General features: G+C 64.2%; 19 protein-coding genes. 3 read left to right on the forward strand and 16 right to left on the reverse strand.

From position 1 onward, the window contains the following. Positions 1-216: 216 nt before the first annotated feature. The gene (locus tag Q0894_RS02355) at positions 217-1,296 is read right to left on the reverse strand and encodes an NAD(P)-dependent alcohol dehydrogenase (RefSeq protein ID WP_299231112.1); all 1,080 of its coding nucleotides are present in this window, start codon (positions 1,294-1,296) and stop codon (positions 217-219) included. A 238-nt stretch (positions 1,297-1,534) separates the two neighbouring features. On the opposite strand from Q0894_RS02355, the gene Q0894_RS02360 reads away from it, so the two are divergent. Beyond that, on the forward strand, positions 1,535-2,011 hold the full coding sequence (locus Q0894_RS02360; protein ID WP_299231114.1) for a peroxiredoxin: 477 nt from the start codon (positions 1,535-1,537) through the stop codon (positions 2,009-2,011). A 26-nt stretch (positions 2,012-2,037) separates the two neighbouring features. After that, positions 2,038-2,463, forward strand: coding sequence for a VOC family protein (locus Q0894_RS02365; RefSeq protein ID WP_299231115.1), 426 nt, complete (start codon positions 2,038-2,040; stop codon positions 2,461-2,463). Positions 2,464-2,580: 117 nt separating this feature from the next. Here the strand turns inward: Q0894_RS02365 and Q0894_RS02370 are convergent, their stop codons facing one another. The 15 genes from Q0894_RS02370 to Q0894_RS02440 all read right to left on the reverse strand — a co-directional run bounded on the left by Q0894_RS02370 (position 2,581) and on the right by Q0894_RS02440 (position 21,561). After that, positions 2,581-3,624, reverse strand: a complete 1,044-nt coding sequence (locus Q0894_RS02370; RefSeq protein WP_299231117.1) for a LacI family DNA-binding transcriptional regulator — start codon at positions 3,622-3,624, stop codon at positions 2,581-2,583. Positions 3,625-3,675: 51 nt separating this feature from the next. After that, positions 3,676-4,563, reverse strand: a complete 888-nt coding sequence (gene rbsB / locus Q0894_RS02375) for a ribose ABC transporter substrate-binding protein RbsB (protein ID WP_299231118.1) — start codon at positions 4,561-4,563, stop codon at positions 3,676-3,678. 50 nt (positions 4,564-4,613) lie between these two features. Further along, the gene (rbsC, locus tag Q0894_RS02380) at positions 4,614-5,579 is read right to left on the reverse strand and encodes a ribose ABC transporter permease (protein WP_299231119.1); all 966 of its coding nucleotides are present in this window, start codon (positions 5,577-5,579) and stop codon (positions 4,614-4,616) included. 6 nt (positions 5,580-5,585) lie between these two features. Continuing rightward, positions 5,586-7,118 carry a sugar ABC transporter ATP-binding protein gene (locus Q0894_RS02385; protein ID WP_299231120.1) on the reverse strand — a complete coding sequence of 511 codons (1,533 nt, stop codon included), beginning with the start codon at positions 7,116-7,118 and terminating at the stop codon, positions 5,586-5,588. After that, entirely contained in the window at positions 7,115-7,534 is a 420-nt protein-coding gene (gene rbsD / locus Q0894_RS02390; RefSeq protein ID WP_299231121.1) for a D-ribose pyranase, read from the reverse strand. The genes Q0894_RS02385 and rbsD overlap by 4 nt, the downstream gene beginning before the upstream one ends. A 245-nt stretch (positions 7,535-7,779) precedes the next feature. Continuing rightward, the gene (locus Q0894_RS02395) at positions 7,780-8,349 is read right to left on the reverse strand and encodes a YceI family protein (RefSeq protein WP_299231123.1); all 570 of its coding nucleotides are present in this window, start codon (positions 8,347-8,349) and stop codon (positions 7,780-7,782) included. A 200-nt stretch (positions 8,350-8,549) separates the two neighbouring features. Then, the gene (locus Q0894_RS02400) at positions 8,550-9,323 is read right to left on the reverse strand and encodes an enoyl-CoA hydratase-related protein (protein WP_299231125.1); all 774 of its coding nucleotides are present in this window, start codon (positions 9,321-9,323) and stop codon (positions 8,550-8,552) included. 193 nt (positions 9,324-9,516) lie between these two features. Beyond that, entirely contained in the window at positions 9,517-10,365 is an 849-nt protein-coding gene (locus Q0894_RS02405) for a 3-hydroxybutyryl-CoA dehydrogenase (RefSeq protein WP_132041335.1), read from the reverse strand. Positions 10,366-10,503: 138 nt separating this feature from the next. Continuing rightward, complete coding sequence (locus Q0894_RS02410) at positions 10,504-12,135, reverse strand: acyl-CoA synthetase (RefSeq protein ID WP_299231127.1); 1,632 nt, start codon at positions 12,133-12,135, stop codon at positions 10,504-10,506. 135 nt (positions 12,136-12,270) lie between these two features. Further along, positions 12,271-14,061 carry an acyl-CoA dehydrogenase gene (locus tag Q0894_RS02415; protein ID WP_299231129.1) on the reverse strand — a complete coding sequence of 597 codons (1,791 nt, stop codon included), beginning with the start codon at positions 14,059-14,061 and terminating at the stop codon, positions 12,271-12,273. A gap of 89 nt (positions 14,062-14,150) precedes the next feature. Continuing rightward, on the reverse strand, positions 14,151-15,593 hold the full coding sequence (locus Q0894_RS02420) for an MFS transporter (RefSeq protein ID WP_299231130.1): 1,443 nt from the start codon (positions 15,591-15,593) through the stop codon (positions 14,151-14,153). Between the two features lie 351 nt (positions 15,594-15,944). After that, positions 15,945-16,214 carry a cupin domain-containing protein gene (locus Q0894_RS02425; protein ID WP_299231132.1) on the reverse strand — a complete coding sequence of 90 codons (270 nt, stop codon included), beginning with the start codon at positions 16,212-16,214 and terminating at the stop codon, positions 15,945-15,947. A gap of 125 nt (positions 16,215-16,339) precedes the next feature. Next, the gene (locus Q0894_RS02430; protein WP_299231134.1) at positions 16,340-17,269 is read right to left on the reverse strand and encodes a helix-turn-helix domain-containing protein; all 930 of its coding nucleotides are present in this window, start codon (positions 17,267-17,269) and stop codon (positions 16,340-16,342) included. A 276-nt stretch (positions 17,270-17,545) separates the two neighbouring features. After that, positions 17,546-19,513, reverse strand: a complete 1,968-nt coding sequence (locus Q0894_RS02435) for a hydantoinase B/oxoprolinase family protein (RefSeq protein WP_299231136.1) — start codon at positions 19,511-19,513, stop codon at positions 17,546-17,548. Positions 19,514-19,515: 2 nt separating this feature from the next. Continuing rightward, positions 19,516-21,561, reverse strand: coding sequence for a hydantoinase/oxoprolinase family protein (locus Q0894_RS02440; protein ID WP_299231138.1), 2,046 nt, complete (start codon positions 21,559-21,561; stop codon positions 19,516-19,518). A 931-nt stretch (positions 21,562-22,492) separates the two neighbouring features. On the opposite strand from Q0894_RS02440, the gene Q0894_RS02445 reads away from it, so the two are divergent. Then, positions 22,493-22,651: a YqaE/Pmp3 family membrane protein gene (locus Q0894_RS02445; protein WP_299231139.1), complete on the forward strand. Its 159-nt coding sequence runs from the start codon at positions 22,493-22,495 to the stop codon at positions 22,649-22,651. The last annotated feature ends 44 nt before the right edge of the window (positions 22,652-22,695 follow it).

Raw genomic sequence — 22,695 nt, forward strand, 5'->3', positions numbered from 1 at the left:
TGAATCCAGGATCAAATCGACCACCGCCTTCCTTCGAGCTGCTATTCAGCATCTTAACCGATCAGCGAGCCACTTTTTAGGTTAGTGATGAATAATGAAAAAAAATACGCTTTCAGAAAGTAGAGATGTAAGACATTTCCTATATCTCTAGGAAGACATCGCCAAAAAAGACAGGCCGGGCGAGTTGTCGCCCGGCCTGGGAGATGCCATGCGGCCTTACGACACTTCAAGGGCGATCTTGAGCACGCCGTCGCGCTGGTGGCTGAAGAGATCATAGGCATCGACGATCTTCTCCAGAGGGTAGCGGTGGGTAACCATGGGGCCAAGGTCCAGACGACCGCTGTCGATGATCTGCATCAGGCGGCGCATGCGCTCCTTGCCTCCCGGGCACAGCGAGGTAACGATGCGATGGTCGCCCAGGCCCGCACTGAAGGCATCCAGGGGGATGGTGAGGTCCTCGGAGTAGACCCCGAGGCTCGACAGGGTACCGCCAGGCTTGATGACACGCAGCGCCTGCTCGAAGGTCTGCTGCAGCCCCAGCGCCTCGATGGAGGCATCCACTCCTCGCCCACCGGTCAGTTTTAGCACCTCCGAGACCACATCCACCTTGCGAAAGTTGAGGGTCACGTCGGCACCCAGCTTGCGGGCCATTTCCAGTCGCTCGTCTACACCATCCACGGCAATGATCATGCCGGCGCCGCGCAGCCGTGCGCCGGCGGTGGCGCACAGCCCGATGGGACCCTGGGCGAATACCACGACGCTGTCGCCGATCTTGATATTGGCGGCCTCCGCCCCGGCGAAGCCGGTGGACATGATGTCCGGGCACATCAGCACCTGGTCGTCGGTCAGACCATCGGGTACCGGCGAGAGGTTGGCCTGGGCGTCCGGCACGCGCAGGTACTCCGCCTGGGCCCCATCGATGGTGTTGCCGAAGCGCCAGCCGCCCATGGGCTTGTAGCCATGGGCATGGTGGCCGCCATCCTGGGAGCTGCAGCCATCCTGACAGGCGTAGGAGGTGAAGCTCGGGCAGATCGCCCCGGCGATCACCCGCTGCCCCTCACGGTAGCCCTGTACATTGGCGCCCAGCTTCTCGATCACGCCTACCGGCTCATGGCCCACGATCAGACCCTTCTCCACCGGGTACTCCCCCTTGAGGATATGTACGTCGGTGCCGCAGATGGTGGTGGTGGTCACACGGATCAGGGCATCGTTGGGACCGATATTGGGAATGGGGCGGTCGTCGATTTCGATACGTCCGGGCTCGACGAACACGGCAGCTTTCATCATGGTGGGCATCGCGGGCTCCTGGGCCGACAGGAAAATGGCCACTTAAGCTATAAAAGTGACCACTACAGCTATAGCAGCTGGCCAGAGTGATACCTTGATGTATATCAACCAGAACGGCTATAGACCCTGTCAGTTGCGTCAAGCACCAGCCAGACTACCCAACTCGATCACCCCAGGTTTGTCGTAACCCCCTGCCCCGGGGCAGACTGGCAGTGCAATACCCCATCTCAACAAGGGAGACTGACCCATGACGATAACGACCGGCGAGCGCATTCCCGACGTGACCATCAAGACCAACGGCGCGGAAGGCCCCGAGGATATTCGCACCGGCGAACTCTTCAGCGGCAAGAAGGTGGTGCTGTTCGCAGTACCGGGCGCCTTTACCCCCGGCTGCTCCAACACTCACATGCCGGGCTTCGTGGTAAACGCCGACAAGCTGCTGGCCAAGGGGGTCGACACCATCGCCTGCCTCGCGGTGAACGACGCCTTCGTGATGGGCGCCTGGCAGCAGGACCAGAACGCCCAGGCCATCACCATGCTGGCCGACGGCAACGCCGAGCTGACCCGTGCGCTGGGGCTTGAGCTGGACGCCAGCGGTGGCGGCATGGGGATCCGCTGCAAGCGCTTCGCCGCCATCGTCAACGACGGGGTGGTCGAGTATCTGGGTGTCGATGACAAGGGCGTCGACAAGAGCAGCGCCGAAACGGTCATGGCCCAGCTGTAAATGCTGGCATATTTCTGGAGAGTGATATGAGCCTGTCCCCGTTTCACCTGGCGATTCCGGTCCATGACCTGCCGGCGGCCCGCACCTTCTACGGCGAGGTGTTCGGCCTGGAGGAGGGTCGCTCGAGCGAACAGTGGGTCGACTTCGACTTCTTCGGCCACCAATTGGTGATCCACGAACACCCGCAGACGCCTACCCAGGAGCAGGCCCACACCAACCCGGTGGACGGCCACGACGTACCGGTGCCCCACTTCGGTGTGGTGCTGGAGTGGGAGGAGTGGGAGGCGCTGGCCGACCGTCTCAGGGCTCGCGACACGAAATTCGTGATCGAGCCTCATGTGCGCTTCAAGGGCCAGGTCGGCGAGCAGGCCACCATGTTCCTGCTCGACCCCTGTGGCAATGCCCTGGAGTTCAAGGCGTTCAAGGATATGGGGCAGCTGTTCGCCAAGTAGCCTTCAGACTCAACCGGCGGAACCCGTAACACAACGCGGCCGTGGCATAACTGCCACGGCCGCGTTGCATGGCTGCATAGCCAGTGTGGCCTGATCTGGCTTGACCGGAGCAGGCACTCAGGGAACAGGCGACCTGATCGACTCGCGATTCGAGCCTTGCACCGGTTCTCTTACCGACTCTCTGATGACCAGGCTTGGATCGAGCCGCAGTACCGGCTGCAGGGGACTTCCGTGCTCCATGCGCTCGATCAGCTGTGCGCTGGCCATCGCGCCCAGCTCGTAGACCGGCTGGTGCACGGTGGTCAGAGCCGGAGTGAGATATCGGCCCAGCTCGATGTCGTCATAGCCCACCACGGAGAGGTCGTCGGGAAGCGCGAGCCCATGCTCGTGGGCCGCACGCATGGCGCCGATGGCCACCAGGTCGTTGAAGGCGAACAGCGCCTCGGGAGGCGACCCGGCCGCGAGCAACCGGAGCATGGCCTGATGGCCGCCATCGGCCATCAGGTTGGTGGCGACGATGCGCGCCTTGGGCGGACGGATGCCCGCCTCCGCCAGGGTCTCGAGGGCGCCGGCCAGGCGTTCCCGGGAGCGAGGATGCGAGGCGGGCCCGGTCAACAGCGCGATATCGGTGAGGCCCCGCGCCAGCAGGTGCTCGATGGCGAGCCGCGCCCCCAGCCGCGAATCGTCGTTGACCACGGCGATCTCCTCGCCGCCAGTCGGATCGGCATCCATCAGCACGGTGGGCAGCGGCTGGCGCGCCAGCGCCGCCAGGAAGTCGGGACCGCTGTGGGCGGTCATCACGATCAGACCGTCGACGCGCTTGTCGCGCAGGGCCTGCAGGTAGGTGAGCTGCCGGGCGTCGGCGTCGCCGGTGTTGCACAGCATCAGGCCGTAGCCGTGGGCGGAGCAGTGATCCTCGACGCCGCGGATGATCTCCGCGAAGAAGGGATTGTTGGCCGCCGTGACGATCATCCCGATGGTGCGGCTGCGGTTCGACTTCAGGGCCCGGGCGATGCTGTCGGGCCGATAGCCGAGCTCGGCGATGGCACGCTGCACCCGCACCCGGGTGGCGGGCGCCACGCGCCGCGTGCCGTTGACTACGTGGGAGACCGTGGTCACCGACACGCCCGACTGCCGGGCGACGTCCTTGAGACGAATCATGGCGCGACGCCCAGCCCTGCGCTCACCGGCATTCCTCCTGGGTCACCCGGGTTATTCCTGGGTCACCAGCTGCAGCGGCACCGGCACGCTGGCCTCGACGCTCTCGCCCTTGAGCAGGCGATCGGCAGTGGTCACCCCGAGCTCGCCGATGCGCGCCGGCTGCTGGGCGATGGTGGCGCTCATCTTGCCGTCGTTGACGGCCTGGATGCCGTCATCGGTGCCGTCGAAACCGACCAGCACGACGTCGTCCATGCCGCTCGCCTGCAGGGCGCGCTGGGCGCCGAGGGCCATCTCGTCGTTCTGGGCGAACACCGCGTCGATCTGCGAGTGCGCCTGGAGCAGGTTCTCCATGACGTTGAGGCCTTCGCTGCGGTTGAAGTTGGCCGGCTGGGTGGCCACCAGTTCGATGCCGTCCATCATCTCGATGGCGGTCATGAAGCCCTCGCCGCGGTTGCGGGTCGCCGAGGCGCCGGGCACGCCCTCGAGCTGCACCACCTTCCCCTCGCCGCCGAGCCGCTCGATGATGAACTCGCCGGCCAGCTCGCCGCCCGCCACGTTATCGGAGGCGATGTGGGAGACCACGCTGCCGCCGTTGGCACTGCGATCCAGGGTGATCACCGGCACGTCCTTGGCGTTGGCGGTGCGCACGCTGGAGACCACGGCGTCGGAGTCGGTGGGGTTGATCAGCAGCACGTCGACGTCACGCGACAGGGCGTCCTCGACGTTGGAGAGCTCACGCGCGGCGTCGTTGCTCGAGTCGAGCACGATCAGCTCATGGCCGAGCGCCTCGGCCTGGGCCTGGGCGCCCTCCTGCAGGGTCACGAAGAAGGGGTTGTTGAGGGTCGAGATCACCAGGGCGATGCGGTCGGCCATGGCGTTCTGGGCCGTTGTGAGGCCCACTCCGGCGGCCACGGCGGTGGCCAGGATCAGCTTTTTCATGTAGCAAGGCTCCTGCGGTCGAGTGTCGAGGGTCCGGGCTCGGGGCGAGCTCAGGACGAGGACTGCGAGCGGCTGTCGATCAGCACCGCCAGCAGGATGACCGCGCCCTTGGCGATCATCTGGAAATAGGACGAGACGCCGAGGATGTTCAGGGCGTTGTTGAGCACCCCGATCACCAGCGCCCCGACCAGGGTGCCGAAGATGCGCCCGCGCCCGCCCATCAGGCTGGTGCCGCCGATCACCACCGCGGCGATGGCGTCCAGTTCATAGGTCATGCCGGCGGTGGGCTGGGCGGAGCCCAGGCGCGCGGTCAGCACCACGCCGGCCAGAGCCGCGCAGGCCCCGGCGATGGCGTAGACGCTGACCTTGATGCGGTTGACGTTGATGCCCGACAGCCGCGCGACCTGCTCGTTGCCGCCCACGGCGTAGACGTGACGACCGAAGCGGGTGTGGTGCAGCACGGCCCAGCAGAGCACGAAGACGAAGAACATCAGGTAGATGGGAATCGGGATGCCCATCCAGTAGCCGCCGCCGAGCTGCCAGAAGGCGTCGGCGACGTCACCGCCGCCGATCGAGATCGGCCGGCCGTCGGTGTAGACCAGGGTCGCCCCGCGCACCACGGTCATGGCGACCAGGGTGACCACGAAGGCCTGGATGCGGCCATAGGCCACGAACAGCCCCGACACCATGCCCATCGCCGCGCCCGCGGCGATGGAGCCGGGCACGCTCAGCCAGGGGGCGAGCCCCGAGGCGGTCATCGAGGCGGCGAAGGCGCCGCTCAGCGCCAGCACGGCGCCCACCGAGAGGTCGATGCCGGCGGTCAGGATGACGAAGGTCACGCCCATCGCGATGATGGCATTGATGCTGGTCTGGCGCAGGACGTTGAGCAGGTTGTCGCCGGTCAGGAAGCTGTCGCTCATGGCGGCACTCACCACGACCAGCAGCACGAGGGCCAGGAAGGCCTTGTTGTCGATCAGCAGGCGCACCGCCGATCGCTTCATGGGGGTAGCAGTCATGGTCTCTCAGGTCTCCATCGGCGTGGCGACGTGTGCCGCCGCGGTCATGATCTTTTCCTGGGTGGCCTCGTCGCGGGTGAACTCGCCGCTGATGTGGCCGTTCGCCAGCACGAGGATGCGATCGGACAGGCCGATCAGCTCGGGCATCTCCGAGGAGATCAGCAGCACGCACTTGCCCTGGCGCTTGAGGCGGTTGATCAGCAGGTAGATCTCGCGCTTGGCGCCAACGTCGACCCCGCGGGTGGGCTCGTCGAGGATCACGATCTCGGGCTCGGGCATCAGCGCCTTGGCCAGCGAGACCTTCTGCTGGTTGCCGCCGGAGAGGGTCTTCACCGGCTGGCGGGCGTCGCTCAGCTTGATGCGGAAGGCCTCGACGTAGTGCTCGATGGCGCGGCGCTCGCGGCCATGGCGGACGACGCCCAGCGGGCCACAGAAGGCCGGCAGCGCGGTCAGCGACATGTTGTCGGCTACCGAGTGGTCGAGCACCAGGCCCGACTGCTTGCGATCCTCGGGCACATAGACCAGCCCCGCCTCCAGGCCCTGCTGGGGCGAGGCGAAGCGCACCTCGCGCCCCTTGACCCGGACCCGGCCGGCACGGCGCGCCACGTCGCCGCACAGCGCTCGGCACATCTCGGTACGCCCGGCACCCATCAGGCCGCCGAAGCCCAGCACCTCGCCGGCGCGGGCGGTGAAGGAGACGTCCTCGACCCCCGGCGCCACCAGATGCTCGACCTCGAGCACCACGTCGCCGGCCTGGGGCCGCTCGTAGGGGTAGCGGTCGGCGAGCTCGCGGCCGACCATCTGCTGGATCAGCCGATCCTCGTTGGACTCCGCCGTGGGGCCCTGATGCACCAGGCGACCGTCGCGCAGCACGGCGACGTCGTCGCACATGCGGAATATCTCGGCCAGCCGATGGGTGATCAGCACCAGCGACTTGCCGGCGGCGCGCAGGCTGGCGACCACCCGCTCGAGCACCGCCGTCTCGACGTCGGTGAGCGCGTCGGTAGGCTCGTCCATGACGATGATCTCGGCGTCCAGCGACAGCGCCCGGGCGATCTCGACCATCTGCTGCTGGCCGATGCTCAGCGCGGAGACCGGCGCGCGCGGGTCGATGGGCTGCTCGAGCTCCTCGAGCAGCGCGGCCGCCTCGCGGAACAGGCGGCGCCAGTCGACGCTGCCCCAGGCGGTGAGCGGCTCGCGGCCGAGGAAGATGTTCTCGCCGGCGGAGAGGGTCGGCACCAGGTTGAGCTCCTGGTGGATGATGGCGATGCCGGCGTCCATGGCCTGGCGCGGGGTGGTGAAGCGCACCTCGCGGCCATGCAGGCGGATCGCCCCGGCGTCGGCCTGGTGGACACCGCTGAGCACCTTCATCAGGGTCGACTTGCCGGCCCCGTTCTCGCCGGCCAGCGCCAGCACGTGGCCGGCGTAGAGGTCCAGGTCGACGTCCTGGAGCACCGTGACCGCGCCGAACGACTTGCCGATACCCTGCAGCGCCAGGCGCGGCTGCTCGGCCTCGACCGGTCTCTCCGACGGGCTCAAAACGGCACCCCGCTGTGCAGCACGACGTTGGCGAAGGGCGTGCATTCGCCGGTGCGCACCACGAAGCGGGCCTCGGGCAGCAGGCGCTTGAGGGCCTCGTGGGACACCCGAGTGCGCGCCAGCGGCGCCTTCTCCCGGGCGTCCAGGGCATCGAGGCGGGCCGCGAGCCGGTCATGCAACTCGGGGCTCGCCTCGCCAAGCTCGCTGGCCAGGGTCACCCCCTCCAGGCAGAGCTCGTCGGCCAGCGCATCGAACACCTCGAGAAAGCCGGGCAGGCCCGGGCGCAGCGCCAGATCGACCCGGGGCACGCCCGGGGGAATCGGCAGTCCGGCATCGGCGATCACGAGGGTGTCGGTATGGCCAAGCTCGGCGATGAGCGAGGCGAGGGGGGCATTCAGAAGGCCGTGGCGTTTCATGACACATCCAGGCGAGGTATCGCGATAATGAGCTTCAGCGTAGGACGCAAACGTTTGCGATCGCGATTATCCATAAGTCTATATCAGACGCAAGACGACCAGGGCGATTGCGTCGCGGCCACGTTGCCTTTTAGGGCTGCCTCCCTGGCATGTGCGCCAAGGCGCGGGGTACGTACCCATGCTGGAGCGTGCCCTCGCCTGCTATCACACCGCTACGCCATGGGCGCTGCCATGATCTCTGACGATCACCGGGTAAACACCAGATTGAAGCTGACCGGCACCGCCGTGCTGATGGCGGAGAGCCCGGCGACCTCGCGCAGGGCCTCGACACCCTCGCCCAGCCCGAAGTCCTCGGCGGAGATAATCACGGGGTGCACCGAGCTGATCAGCAGGGTCGAGTCGTCGAGGCGAATCGCCTGCATCTCGGCATCCAGCTCCAGCGTCTCGCCATGCAGGCTCAGGCTCAGGGTCTGGGTTTCCTGACGACGCTCGCCCACTTGCATGTCCGACAGGGCTTCCTCGCCCATCGCGATACTCACCTCGGCCTCGCCGAACTGACCGGTCTCGAACAGCATCTCCTGCATGCGTTCATTACGAATATCGATGCCGGTCTCGACACTGGAGAGGTCAATTACCACCCGGCTCTCCTGCTCATCGATGCTGCCGGAGAGCTTGCCAAAGCTGTTGATCTCACCGGTGGAGGCATTCTTGATGGAGACGTAATGCACCGAGGAGTGCTCCTCGTCCAGTTGCCAGGCGGCCTGGGCCAAGACTGGCGTGGCAAGTAGCAGTGCGGAAACTAACAGTGCTTTCATGACGGCTTTCTCCCATCCTGGGGTTCAGAGCGTTACTGCCAGCTATCACCATAGCCCGTCACTCAACCAGTGCAAGGGGAGCCTGGAAAGGCACCCCTGCTACGCAATGCGGCCGTGACACTTCTGCCACGGCCGCGCGCAAGCTACTCCAGCGGGGGACAGCGTCCCTTAGAAACAGTGCCCTTTGGAAGTAGTGCCCCTTAGAAGTTCGGCTTGCGCTTCTCGACGAAGGCGCTCATGCCTTCGCTCTGCTCCTCACCGGCGAAGCAGAAGGCGAACAACGCATTTTCCAGGGCCAGGGCGCTGTCGAGATCCTGGTCCATGCCATCGTGGATCGCCTGCTTGGCGGCACGAACCGATTGCGGGCCGTTGCCACCCAGCTGCTTGGCCAGCTCCTCGACATAGTCCTCGAGCTCCGCCTGGGGCATCACCCGATTGACCAGACCGATACGCAGCGCTTCATTGGCATCGATCTTGCGACCGGTGGTGCACAGGTCGATGGCCATGGCCGGGCCGACGCGTCGCGGCAGACGCTGGGTGCCACCGAAGCCGGGGATCACGCCGAGCAGCACCTCGGGCTGGCCGAAGATGGCGTTATCGCTGGCCACCGCCCAGTCACAGGCCAGGGCCAGCTCGCAGCCGCCACCCAGGCAGAAGCCGTTGACCAGCGCCACGGAGGGCACCGGCAGGGTCTCCAGGCGCTTGAAGGTATCCAGCGCCTGGCGGGCGAAGTCCCGGGCCTGCTCGGGGGTCTTCTCGCGCATCTCGGCGATATCGGCGCCGGCCACGAAGGACTTCTCGCCGGCACCGGTGATCACCACGGCACGCAGATCGGCGCGGCCCTCCAGGTCGGCCAGCACACGCTCCAGCTCGGCCAGTACATCGCTGTTCAGGGCGTTGAGTGCCTTGGGACGATTGATGGTCAGGCGCACGAGACCGGCGTTGTCGACCACATCGATCAGCTTCTCGCTCATGGGTAGGACTCCTCGGATTCTTGTTGCATGGTGTTGAGACGATACCGCCCAACCCTAGCGAACGCTAGGTTGGGCGGCAATGCTTCCTTGGTTGATCCAGTCCAGGTATGAGGTTCTCCCAAGGGCGCCTGGCGGCGTCTTCGCACGGCGGGGCCGGCCTCTCACAGGAGATACCGGCCCGCCAGGCGCGTGATCAGGAGTAAACGTGGAAGCCTCGGCCACTCTTGCGGCCCAGATAGCCCGCATCCACCATGCGCTTGAGCAGCGGGCAGGGCCGGTACTTGGGATCGCCGAAGCCTTCCTGCAACACCTCCATGATGGAGAGGCAGACATCCAGGCCGATCAGGTCGGCCAGGGCCAGCGGCCCCATGGGATGCGCGGCACCCAGTTTCATGGAAGCGTCGATGTCCGCGGCGCTGGCCACCCCCTCCTGAAGCAGGAAGGCGGCCTCGTTGATCATCGGCACCAGCAGTCGGTTGACCGCAAACCCGGGGGAGTCGGCGATAGCCACGGCGGTCTTGCCAAGCGCCTGGGTCAGCTCCTCGATACGCGCCACGGTGGCATCACTGGTCTGTTCGGCACGGATCACCTCGACCAGCTTGAGCACCGGCACCGGGTTGAAGAAGTGCATGCCCACCACCCGCTCCGGGCGCTCGCAGACGGCGGCCAGACGGGTCAGCGACAGCGAGGAGGTATTGGAAGCCAGAATCGCCTCATGGCTCAGGCGGCTCAAGTCGCGAAACAGCTTCTCCTTGAGAGCCGGCTGCTCGGGGGCGGCCTCGATAATCACCTCACAGTCGCGCAGGGCATCCAGCGCGGTGGTGGTATCCAGACGCGCCAGAGCGGCATCCTGGTCGGCCGCGGCGAGCTTCTCCTTGGCGACCAGCTTGCCCAGCCCCTTGTCGATGGCCCCACGGGCGCGCTGGAGCTGCTCCTCGGCCACATCGTAGAGCCGAACCGAAAAGCCGCTCTGCACCAGCACCTGGGCGATCCCCTGCCCCATGGTGCCGGCGCCTACCACACCGATCGCTTGCTCACTCATCTGCACTCTCCTGTGATCTGTTTGTTGAGGGGTGATGCCGAGGTGGCATGCCCCTTTTGGGGTCAGACCCTAGCCAAGTCAGCTGCGGGGGTCTGACCCCAGAAGGCTACCCCTGAGGGCTCCCGGGGCGGTCGACAGTTACTGCTTGCGCGCTTCGTCGCGCAGTACAAACTTCTGGATCTTGCCGGTGGAGGTCTTGGGCAGCTCGGTGAAGATCACCGTCTTGGGGGCCTTGAAGGTAGCCAGATGCTGGCGGCAGTGATCGATGATCTCCTGCTCGGTGACCTCGCCATACCCCACCTTGAGCTTGACGAAGGCACAGGGCGTTTCGCCCCACTTCTCGTCGGGCTTGGCCACCACGGCCGCCTCCTCCACCGCCGGGTGCGAGTAGATGCAGTCCTCCACCTCGATGGTGGAGATGTTCTCGCCACCGGAGATGATGATGTCCTTGGAGCGATCCTTGATCTCGATATAGCCGTCTTCATGCCACACGGCGAGGTCGCCGGTATGGTACCAGCCGCCCTCCAGGGCCTGCTCGGTGGCCGCCTCGTTCTTGAGATAGCCCTTCATCACGTTGTTGCCGCGCATCAGGATCTCGCCGATGGTCTGGCCATCCTTGGGCACCGGCTCCAGGGTGTTGGGGTCGGCCACACACAGCGCTTCCAGCATGTGGTAGCGCACCCCCTGACGCGACTTGAGCTTGGCCCGCTCCTCCATGGGCAGCTCGTCCCATGCCGCGCGCCAGGCGCAGGAGGTGACCGGGCCATAGACCTCGGTAAGGCCGTAGACATGGGTCACGTCGATGCCGAGGGTCTCGACGCCGGCGATCACCGAGGCGGGCGGCGCCGCGCCTGCCGTGGTGACCTTCACCGGATGATCAAAGTCGCGTTTCTGCTCGCCGGGCAGGTTTACCAGTCCATTCAGCACGATGGGGGCGCCGCTGAAGTGGCTCACCTGCTCGTCGGCGATCAGGTCCATCACGCGCTTGGCCTCGACCTTGCGCAGGCAGACATTGGTACCGGCGGCGGCGGCGATGGTCCAAGGGAAGCACCAGCCGTTGCAGTGGAACATCGGCAGGGTCCACAGATACACGGGGTGGTGCGGCATCGCCCATACCAGGATATTGCTGGTGGCATTCAGGTAGGCACCGCGGTGGTGGTAGACCACCCCCTTGGGCTTGCCGGTGGTGCCGGAGGTGTAGTTGAGCGAGATCGCCTGCCACTCGTCCTCGGGCAGACGGTAGGCATAGTCCGGGTCACCCTCGGCCAGCAGCGCCTCGTACTCAAGCTCGCCGATGCTTCTCCCCTCGGGCACGAACTCGGGATCGGCCACATCGATGATCAGCGGTTTTTTGTCGAGCTTGCCCACCGCTTCCTCGATGACATCGGCGAACTCCGGGTCGACCAGGATCGCCCTGGCCTCGCCATGCTCCAGCATGTACGCGATGGCCTCGGCATCCAGACGAATATTCAGGGTGTTGAGCACGCAGCCGGCCAGCGGCACGCCGAAGTGGGCCTCGAACATCGCCGGCACGTTGGGCAGCATGGCCGCCACGGTCTCACCGGGCTGGATGCCACGCTTCTCGATGGCCGAGGCGAGTCGACGGCAGCGCTCCCAGGTGGTGCCCCAGTCGCGGCGCAACTCGCCATAGACCACCGCGGGGTAGTCCGGGTAGATCGAGGCGGTACGCTCGATAAAGGTCAGCGGTGAGAGCGGTACGTGGTTGGCGGCGGTCTTGGGCAGACCCTGTTCGAAAATGCTCTGGCTCATGAGTGGCTCCGTGATCTGGCGCATGACCCTGTCGGGCTGTTCATGCTCCTGTCGAGTTGTTATGGGGGCGAGAGTGGGGCATGGCGGCTAGAGAGGCCGCCGGCTGGAGCCGGCGGCGCAGGCCTTGTATGGAAACTAGTGGGTGACGTCGAAGGCGGCCAGGCTGGCCATGCCGGCCTCGATCACCGCGCGCTGTGCACGACCCACCGGCAACCACTGGCGTATCACATAGTCGGCGCTCTGGCGCTTGGTGGCGTAGAACGGATCGGCACTGCCGCCGGCCTGGGCGGCGCTGGCCTTGAGCGCTGCCTGGCCCATCTGCCAGGCGCACAGCACGTGCCCGGCGAGGCTCAGGAAGGGGGTCGCGTAGGCCTGAACGGCGTCGGCCCCGCTCTCCGGGTCGGCGCCCGCCTCCAGCACCGTGGCCATGGCGGCACGCAGATCGGCAACACCAACCGCCAGGCTCTCGCCCAGTGTGGTCAGTTCGTCGCTGGCCTTGAGCGATGCCACGGTGGTATCGATATCGCCGAGCAGCCCCTCGAGGGCGGCACCGCCATCACGCTGCAGCTTGCGCCCGGCCAGATCCAGGGCCTGAATGCCGTTGGTGCCCTCGTAGATGGGCGCGATACGCGCATCGCGCAGCAGCTGGGCGGCGCCGGTCTCCTCGACAAAGCCCATGCCACCGTGAACCTGAATCCCCAGGGAGGCGATCTCCACCGCCTGATCGGTCGAGAACGCCTTGACCACCGGGATCAGCACCTCGGCACGGGCCTGAGCGGCGGCGCGCTCGGCATCATCCGCCGCATGACGCGCCACATCGAGCTGAGCGGCACAGTAGAGCGCCAGGGCCCGCAGGGCATCGGTGCGCGCGCGCATGGAAAGCAGCATGCGCCGCACATCCAGATGGTCGCTGATGTTGCAGTCATTGCGCCCCGAGCGCGGACTACGCCCCTGGGTGCGATCCAGGGCGTAGGCGGCGGCATGCTGGCAGGCACGCTCGGCCACGCCGATCCCCTGGATGCCGACCTTGTGACGCGCCTCGTTCATCATGGTGAACATATGGTTGAGGCCACGCCCCTCTTCGCCTACCAGGTAACCGATCGCGCCCTCCTGCTCACCAAAGCTCAGGGTGCAGGTAGGCGAGCCATGGATGCCAAGCTTGTGCTCGATGGAGGCGCAGACCACATCGTTGCGTTCGCCCAGCGAGCCATCGACGTTAACCAGGAACTTGGGCACCACGAACAGCGAGATACCCTTGTTGCCCTCGGGGGCATCCGGCTTGCGCGCCAGCACCAGGTGAATGATGTTCTCGGCGGCATCATGCTCGCCCCAGGTGATGAAGATCTTCTGGCCGAAGAGTCGATAGCTGCCGTCTTCCTGAGGCACGGCACGGGTCCGCACCTTGGAGAGATCGGAGCCGGCCTGGGGCTCGGTCAGGTTCATGGTGCCCGTCCAGCTCCCCTCGACGAGCTTGGGCAGGTAGGTGGTACGAAGTGCATCGCTGCCGTGGTGAGCCAGCGCCTCGATGGCACCGGCGGTCAGCATGGGGCACAGGCCTAGCGACATGTTGGCACCGTGAAGCATCTCCTGCACCGAGCTTGCCACGACCTCGGGAAGCCCCTGGCCGCCCAGTTCCTCGGAGACACCGATGCCGTTCCAGCCCCCCTCGGCGTAGGCCTGGTAGGCCTCGACAAAGCCGTCGGGCACGCTGACGCTGCCATCCTCACGACGGGTGCAGCCCTGCTGGTCGCCGCTGGCATTGAGCGGTGCCCAGACTTCGCCGGCCAGCTTGGCGGCCTCTTCCAGCACCGCCTCCACCAGGTCGGGACTGGTTTCCTCGAAACCGGGCAGTGCGAGAGAGCCGTGTTCGAGCAGCTCTTCCAGTACGAAGCGAAGGTCACGGACGGGAGCGGCAAAGGGAATCATCGAAGCACCTCGGGAAAAATGATAACGGCGATAGTAGATTCACTACTTTCCGTCGACCATTATCCCAAGGTCTTAAACTTGCAGAAACTTCAGCCCGTCTCGGCCATCACCGGCCCCGCCAGATAGGCCTCGACCGACTCGACACCCGGCAGCGCATGTTGAACCGGCTCTTCGCTATCGTCTGGCTCGGGGAAGTGAGCGACACAGGTTTCATCCGGCAGCGGCGGCCCGACCAGGGGCTCGGCTACCTCCACATCCGGCACCAGGTCGGTAAGGTCCTCCTTGTACTCATGTTCGGTGGCACCCTTGACCAGATCCTCGGTGATAACCAGCTCGGCGCCGCTCGCCGTCATCGGCGTACCGGCATGGAAGGGCGCCACCGGCATCGGCGCCGGACGCACGCTACGCCGCCAGGCGAAGAACAGCACCAGGCAGATGCCCAGCGCACCGAAACTCCAGAACAGCCCGGCATCCCCCAGCTTCCCCAGCACCGGCGAGATCAGCGGCGGGCTGAGCGCCGAGCCGATCGCGTTGATCAGCAACAGGCCCTGGCTCATGCGCACCAGGGCGCCCGCCGGTGCGCGGTCGGCCGCATGCCCCAGAGCTACCGGATAGAACGAGAACACGCCGCCACCGAGCAGGAACAGCAGCCCGGCCAGGCTCCAGCTATTCAGCGGTAACCAGAGCACCGCCGCCGAGATCAGCGTGCAGAAGGCGGAGATCAGAATCAGCACCAGCTGACGGTCGTGGCGGTCGGACCAGCGTCCCACGGGATATTGCAGCACCATTGCGCCGAGTATCACCACTGCCATCATCTGGCCGACACGGTCGACCGAGAAGCCGGCGCGCTGCAGGTAAAGCGGCAACAGGGCGTAGACCCCTGCCACGATCAACCCGGAACCGAAGCTGCCCATGACACCGGTGGGGGTCAGCATGACCAGGCGAAACGGCGAGAGCGGCTCGGCCTTCTCGATCATGGGCGTGAACTGAGGGATCATCGCCATCGGCAGCACCGACAGTGAGGCCAGCATGCCGATCACCATAAACGACGACGCCCCGCCCATAGCCTCGGTGACACCCAGCAACAACTGACCGAGCACGCCTGCCGCATAGAGCGAGATCATGTAGAGGGCGAGCAGCCGGCCACGCACCCGGGCTTCGCCCGAGGCCAGCAGCCAGCTCTCGATCACCAGATAGACCCCCACCGTGGCCCAACCACCGATCAGGCGCAGGAAAAACCAGGCCCAGGGGTCTTCAACCAGACCCTGCAGGATCACGGTGACCGCTACCAGCGAGGCGAAGCTGCCATAGGAACGGATATGACCGATGCGCAGCAGCATGCGGTCATTCAACAGGGCCCCAAGCGCCAGGCCAATAAAGTAGGCCGCCGATACCCAGCCGATCACCGCCGCCGATTCACCCGCGGCATCCAGGCGCAGCGTGATCACCGTGGCCAGAAAGCCGTTACCGATACCGAGAATAAAGAGCCCCAACAAGGGAGCGAGGGCCAGAGCCAGCAGTTGCCGCGACATTGATGCATGCCTCGTACGGGAGGAAGGGAGTTAGGGGTAGGAGTCGGGTGGCACTCAAGGCACAAGCGGCCTTGTAGCGGATGTTATATCACGCCCACGACATGCTGAGCGCGCGAATCATACGCCCGGTGCGAGGCACTGCCAATGGCTTTGTGGCCCACACTTTGTGGCACTGACACACCCTTGCGTCGGGACTAGCCAGAGCCGACCGATGCCGGGTGCCACTCACGCGTAAAACGCTCGCCCCGGGGCTGCTGATGAGAGCCACCTGGTCGCCGAGTTACACCGCTTCGGCAGGCGGCATCTTGCCTTCTGCTTTCTTGCCTCCTGCCTTTCTGCATTTCTGCCTTCTTACTGTTTGATCTCCACTTCGACGAAGGCAAAAGGCGCCTCGCCATCGTTGATGACGTTATGCTCGGTGCCCTCGACTCGTCTATAGCAAACACCCGCCTCGAGAGTGACCTCGCGCTCCCCCTCGGGGGTTTCCAGCCGCATCCGGCCGTCGGTCAACGGGATGATCACATAGTCATGCTCATGGCGATGCCAGCCCGTCTCCGACCCGGGTGGAAAGTCCCAACGGGTCACGATCACCTGACTGTCGTCGATTTGAAGCTGGCTCACGGCCTGTGCTCTCTGCATGGCAGGACTTGCCTCCTTTTCTGTTGGCGCTTTCTGTTAGCGGTGAACGACTGGCTACCGCAGGTGCCGCGCGTATTGGGTGAGTTCAGGAACTACACCGCTGACTTTCACACCAGGCGATCCCGCAGTTCGCTGGCGGAATAGCCGAACCGCCTGCGAAACGCGCGGCTGAACTGCGCCTGTTCCGAGAATCCCCAGCGGTAGGCCACCTCACCGATATTGACCCCCAGGGGGAGCGACTCGAGCTCGCGATGCGCGGCCTCCAACCGCTGGGCGCGTATCCACTCGGCGACCGTATATCCGGACCCGGCAAAGAGCTTGTGCAGATAGCGCAGGGAGATGCCGCAGAAATGGGCGATGCGGGCGGGTGACAGCTCGGGGTCGCCCAGATTGGCCGAGATATAGCGCTCGATCCGCATCAGGTGGGCGGTCTTCAGATGCGACTGGTCGCTGTTCAACACCCGCTCATCCTGCTCCAGCACCATCGACAGCATGCTCAGGGCCTGTTCGAACAGGCGGCTCTGATCCTCCACGCTGCACTCGTTCACATGCAGTGAGCAGATCTTCAGGAACTCGACGAAGGCACAGCCGATGCCCTCCTGGGCGGAGAAGCAGTGCTGCGAATAGCGTTCCGGGCGCCGAATGCGGGACTTCATCGACCCCTCGGGCACCTTGAAGACCCACATATCATTGGGCGCCGCGTAGCCGAACCGATAGGGCGCATCGCCCTGTTCGACGATGAAGTGGCCCGGTGGGCAGTTCAGGTTTCTTCCATGCTGGGAAAAGAACACCTGGGCCCGCAGCGGGATCGTCACCAGAAACGAGGCCTGGCTATCCTCGGCAATCTGCGAGCGCGAGCGGGAGTACTCGGCCCTGTCGGAGGTGAGGCGAGACAGGGAGTAGTCACTACCCGCCGCCTTCCAGACCTTCAGCGACCCCTGGAAGGCATCCTCCTCATGGCCACCGTAGCTCAGGGTCAATGGAAAGTAGGTGTCGGAAATGATCTGCGTCCAGCGTTCCTGGGAGTTGGAGCTCAACCGTGTGTCGGGTCTTGTGCCTCCCTCGGGCCCTGTCGGCCTTGAGGCTCCAGGCAAATCAGTTGTTCCTGGTAAATCAGTGGTTCCCGGTAAACCGGCAGCTCCTGGCAACTCGGCGGATTCTGGCATTGTCGTCGTTGTATTCATGCCACTCCTCTCTCTGTTCGCGCCGTGTCTGTGCGTGTCGCAACGAAGGCGAGACTCCGGAGGCCCGACCCGAACTGATCGGGCCAGGATCCTACCGAAGTCTCGCCGTTCACCTTCGCGATCGCAATATCACGTCCAGAAACTGGATGAGCGCTTGGCCAGCGAGTCACGATACTGTTGCGTCGACTTCTCCAGCAGCTCGCCGGTGCCCCAGTCCAGCACCACGCCGTAGCGACGAATCACGTCCAGGACATTCAGCTCGCCATCTCGGTACTGTTTGGCGACGTCCTCGGGTGGGGTCTGCAGCCACTCCCGCCGATTCGCCCGAATCCACTCGCGGGCCTTGGCGGTGCCCTCGGTGTCGATCACATAGTCATCGACATCGGGGTCGTTGACTTGGATCACCACGCCATAGTCACACTCGGCGCGCTCGACGGATACGTAGCCATCGATCACATCTTCCAGCACCGCTTGTGCATCGCGCTCCAGCGGGTCACCGAAGCCACCGCCACCCGCCGAGGGGCGCGTGAAGGTATCACCGGAGCGTACCGTCACATTCGAGAAGGTGGCACCCAGATACTTCTCATCCGGCGTTCCCTTGTTGATCCACACCCCGTGCGGGACGGAGGGCAGCCCGCCATTCACACCCCAGGTCACCGAACGGCCGCGGTCACAGCAGTAGCTCATCACCGTCTTGTCGACCTGGGTCAGCTTGCCTCCCTTCTCGACACCACACCCCCCGCGGAAGCGGCCCGGCCCGGCAGAGTCCATGCTGATCTCGTGACACATGGTCAGTACGGGGTTCAGCCTCTCCTGCCCTTCCACCGGCTGAACCGCCAGCCCGGTGCCGAACACCGGCGAAGTGGCCGATGAGCCATCCTTGGTCTGACGGCCGCCCCAGCCGCCGGCCATCCAGTCATACCACATGAAGTAGTCGCCGCTGCCGGTGCGTCCATCATTACCGCCGATCAGCAGGTACTCCAGGTTGAAGGCACAGGCCATGGCACGCTCCGGCATGACCCCGCTCCACAGCTCGAAGATACCGTTCATTACCTTCTCGTAGGGGCCAGAGCAGAAACCGGTGACCGCATGAGGCCAGCCCGCGTTCACCACGCTGCCCTCTTCACCGATATTGGCCGTCACCGCGCGATAGAACCCGGAATTGAGCGGAACATCGGGGAAGAAGGTCTTGGTACCCGCATAGATGGCGGAGTGGGTCGTGCCATAGCTGGAGTTGAGGAAGGTGGAGACCGCAGGCGCCGAACCCGACAGGTCATAGTGAATGCCGTTGCCATCCAGCGTCAGCTTGATGCGGATTGGCACCATCCCCTCACCCAGCGCAGGGTCGGCATCGATATAGTCGACCGTCTCCCACTCGCCCTTGGGCATTCCCGCCAGACTCTTGAGAACGACCCGCTCGACATAGTCCTGGGTCTCCTGCATGGCCGCCACCACGGTGGCCTTGGAGTATTTGTCGACCAGACGCAGGACCTCACGCTCACAGACCGCCGTGGCCTCTGCCTGGGCCTGCAGATCCCCCAGGGCCTGGGCCGGGGCGCGGGTGTTGGAGACCAGCAACTGAGCGACATCGTGCAGGAACACGCCCTCGCGCCAGACACGCACCGGCGTGATGCGAAGCCCCTCGCTGAAGTGGGTGCTGGCGTTGATGTCGAAGGAGCCCGGCACGCTGCCGCCGATATCCGCCCAGTGCCCCTTGTTCTGGGCAAAGCCGATGATCTCCCCCTCGGAAAAGATCGGGCGAATGAAGCTGACATCGTTGAGGTGGGTACCGCCACGATAAGGGTCGTTGATGGCGAAGACATCACCGGGGTGAATATCGTCGGCAAACTCCTCGAGCACCGCCTTGCACTGGAAGTGCAGGGTGCCGACGTGCACCGCGATGTCGCCGCTGCCCTGCATGACCGTATTGCCCTCGGCATCGCACAGCGCGGAGGAGAAGTCGCGCGAGTAGATGACGAACGAGTAACAGGTACGCAGGATCTGCTCGCTCATCAGGTCGACGCTGGTCGCGAAGGCGTTCTTGAGGACTTCGAAGGTAACCGGATCGAGAGCGTTGTCCTTGTTGGTATGTGCCATGATCATGCCTCCTCTCCCGACTGAATCAATTGAATGCGAATATTCTTCCACTCATCGATCGACGCCACCGTATCGGGCGGCACCACGGTGGTGGAGTCCAGCTGGTCGATGATGGCGGGACCGGAGAACTCGAAACCTACCGGCAGGGTTGTCCGATCGTAGACCGGCGTCCGGTGCCACTGCCCCTCGAAGTAGACCTCGCGGTGTGCATGCGGCTCTGCCTGGGCACCCGGCTGACGCTCGCTGCGCGGGAACTCCGGCTTGGGCGTCTTGCCCACGGCACGCAGGTGAAGCTGGTAGATCTCGACGGGAAGCGCATTCTGGCGGAAGGAGAACTGCCGCTCATGCTCCTGGTGGAACATCTCGATGGCATCCTCGAGTGACGCATCGCCACTGCCCATCGCCACCTGCAGGGAGCGCCACTGTCCCTGATAGCGCATGGAGATGCCACGCTGCAGGACCACATCGGCATCGGCGACGCCCTCGTGGCGCAGCCTGTCCACCGCCTCATCCTCCAGAGACCGGAACTGGCGCTCGAGGTCTTCCAGGTCGGCACTCTCCGCCGCCGCGGTGTACATCATCGAGAGGTCGTGCTGGATATCCACCAGCAGGCACCCCATCGCCGAGGTCACCCCGGGATTGGGGGGCACGATCACCGCCGGGATGCCCAGCTCCTTGGCCACCTCGGCACCGTGCAGGGCACCGGCACCACCGAAGGCGATCAGGGCGAAGTCACGCGGGTCCAGGCCACGGCGGATCGATACCAGCCGCACCGCATCGGCCATGTTGGCATTCGCCACCTTGATGACCGCCTGTGCCGCCTCGGCCGTGTCCAACGACAGCGGCTGGCCGACACGCTCTTCGATGACCTGGGTCGCCTTGTCCCGATTCAGCTCGAGTGCGCCGCCCGCAAGCACGGTGCCCAGACGGTTCAGCGCCAGGTTGGCATCGGTATTGGTAGGCTCCGTGCCGCCACGCTCATAGCAGGCCGGGCCCGGGTCGGCCCCGGCAGACTGCGGGCCATTGCGCAGGGCCCCGGCGATGTCGATATGCGCCAGCGAGCCCCCACCGGCACCGACGGTCAGTACCTCGATGCTCGGAAACACGATGGGATGTCCATACTCCACTCCCCACTGCTTGGTCACGCGCAGCTCACCATCATGGATCAGCGAGATATCGGTAGAGGTGCCCCCCATATCCAGCCCGACGGCATTCTGATAACCGCACTGTTCGGCGATATGCTTGGCGGCGATCGCCCCCGCGGCGATACCGGAGGCCGCCAGACGCACCGGGAAGTGCTTCGCCATGGCCGGCGTCATCGAGCCACCGCCGGAGTGCAGCAGCAGCAGGTCGTTATCGTAGCCACCCGCGCTCAACTCATCGTCGAGCTGCTTGACGTAGTCCGACACCAGCGGACCCAGCACCGTATTCGCCACCGCGGTATTGAAGCGGTCATGCTCGAATATCTCGGGCAGGATATCCGATGACGTCGAGACGCTCGCCCCGGGAATCTCCTCCTCGAGGATCTCCCGCATGCGCTTCTCGTTCTCGGCATTGGCATAGGAGTTGATGAAGCAAACCGCTACCGTGGTGGCACCACGCCGCTTGAGCTTGCGAGCCAGGATGCGGGCCTCCTCCTCATCCAGCGGGGTCACGACTTCACCGGCGTAGTCTACGCGCTCGGTCACCTCGAAACGGTCGCGACGGCGGATGTAGGGGCCACTCACATCCTCGTAGGCATCCCACAGATTGTCCTTGGTGCCGTCACGAATCTCGATCACATCGCGAAAGCCCTTGGTGGTGACCAGTGCCGCCTTGGGGAAGCGACGGGTGATCAGCGCATTGGTGGCAACGGTGGTGCCGTGGAAGAACAGATCCACGTCCGAAAGATCGATCTCGCCACGCCGCACCCCGTCGATCACGGCCTGCTTGGGGTTGCTTGGCGTAGAGGGAACCTTGGTGACGCGGAACGCCTGAGTCTCTTCATTATAAATACATACGTCGGTAAAAGTTCCGCCGGCATCGACGGCGACTCTTAACTTGGACATAATCATTCCTCTATTGTTATTGCTGCTGAATAACCTGAATTATATTTATGCTCTTATAAAGGGCGATTTCTTTTACCCCTGAAATCAGAGGCGGTATAATCAGCCCTACATTCTGCATTCCTGAACTGAGCGTGGCTTCCTGGAACTGGCACTATCATATTAAATCAAACGCCATAACCGGCATGAAAACGTAACATTTATATCAATATAGATATTATTTAAAAAATAATATCTCTTTATTGGCTATTCCACTCCAACGATTCCCGGTACCCACACACCTTAGGCAGAAAGCCATGGGAAGCGTTTGTCTCAGGGTGCACTGTTGATTGGCATGGCGTGCACTACAACCCGTGCTTCAGGGCTTACCCACGGCGCCAGGAGGAAACAAGACGTAAGGTGGTGATCTCTTGCCGCTGTAACTGCCGAATATTTCGATGGGGCTGTGTTAGCGGCCACAGCTCGCCTTCCGAAGACTCGCTGCAGGCTGCCCCAAGCACCAATCCGAAAATAGCTAGGTATATGGCTAGAAATGTACAGTCCCGGGCAGCCATGGCCATGGGGAGAAATGCGACGTGCGTTTGTGACGCCTACGGCGCCAGCCGAGGCGTTATCAACGGATGCACCAACAGACTGGCACGCGAGCGCCTTCCCAGAGGAGCAAACAACCTGCAGAACACGAGGCCGCGACGCACAAAGAGGACAAGAAGCCGAATGGTAGTCGTGGAAACCGGTTTGGTTATCGGACACCTCCCCCAGGCTTGACTGGAAAAATATTCAGCAACACTGATCGCGAATGAGACGACGCTAATTGCTTGGCGGCTACTGCTGAGCTAGCCTTGGGAGATAGATTTCACTGCATTTTACATCAAAGGCAGTGATCTTTATCATTAATATACGATCTTTTTAATATATCAACACTAAGGGCCTCCCAATGGATCTGATACGCATACTTCTCGCCATCTTCCTTCCGCCTGTTGGTGTTTTTCTTCAGGTCGGCCTTGGAATGCACTTCTGGATCAACATCATTTTGACCATTTGTGGATACATCCCCGGCATCGTACACGCCGTATGGGTGATTGCTAAAAAATAACCCTCGTATATAGGCATGTCGATTCTCGCCGTGGCACCTGCCAG

The sequence above is a fragment of the uncultured Halomonas sp. genome (assembly GCF_947501415.1).
Classification (GTDB): domain Bacteria; phylum Pseudomonadota; class Gammaproteobacteria; order Pseudomonadales; family Halomonadaceae; genus Halomonas.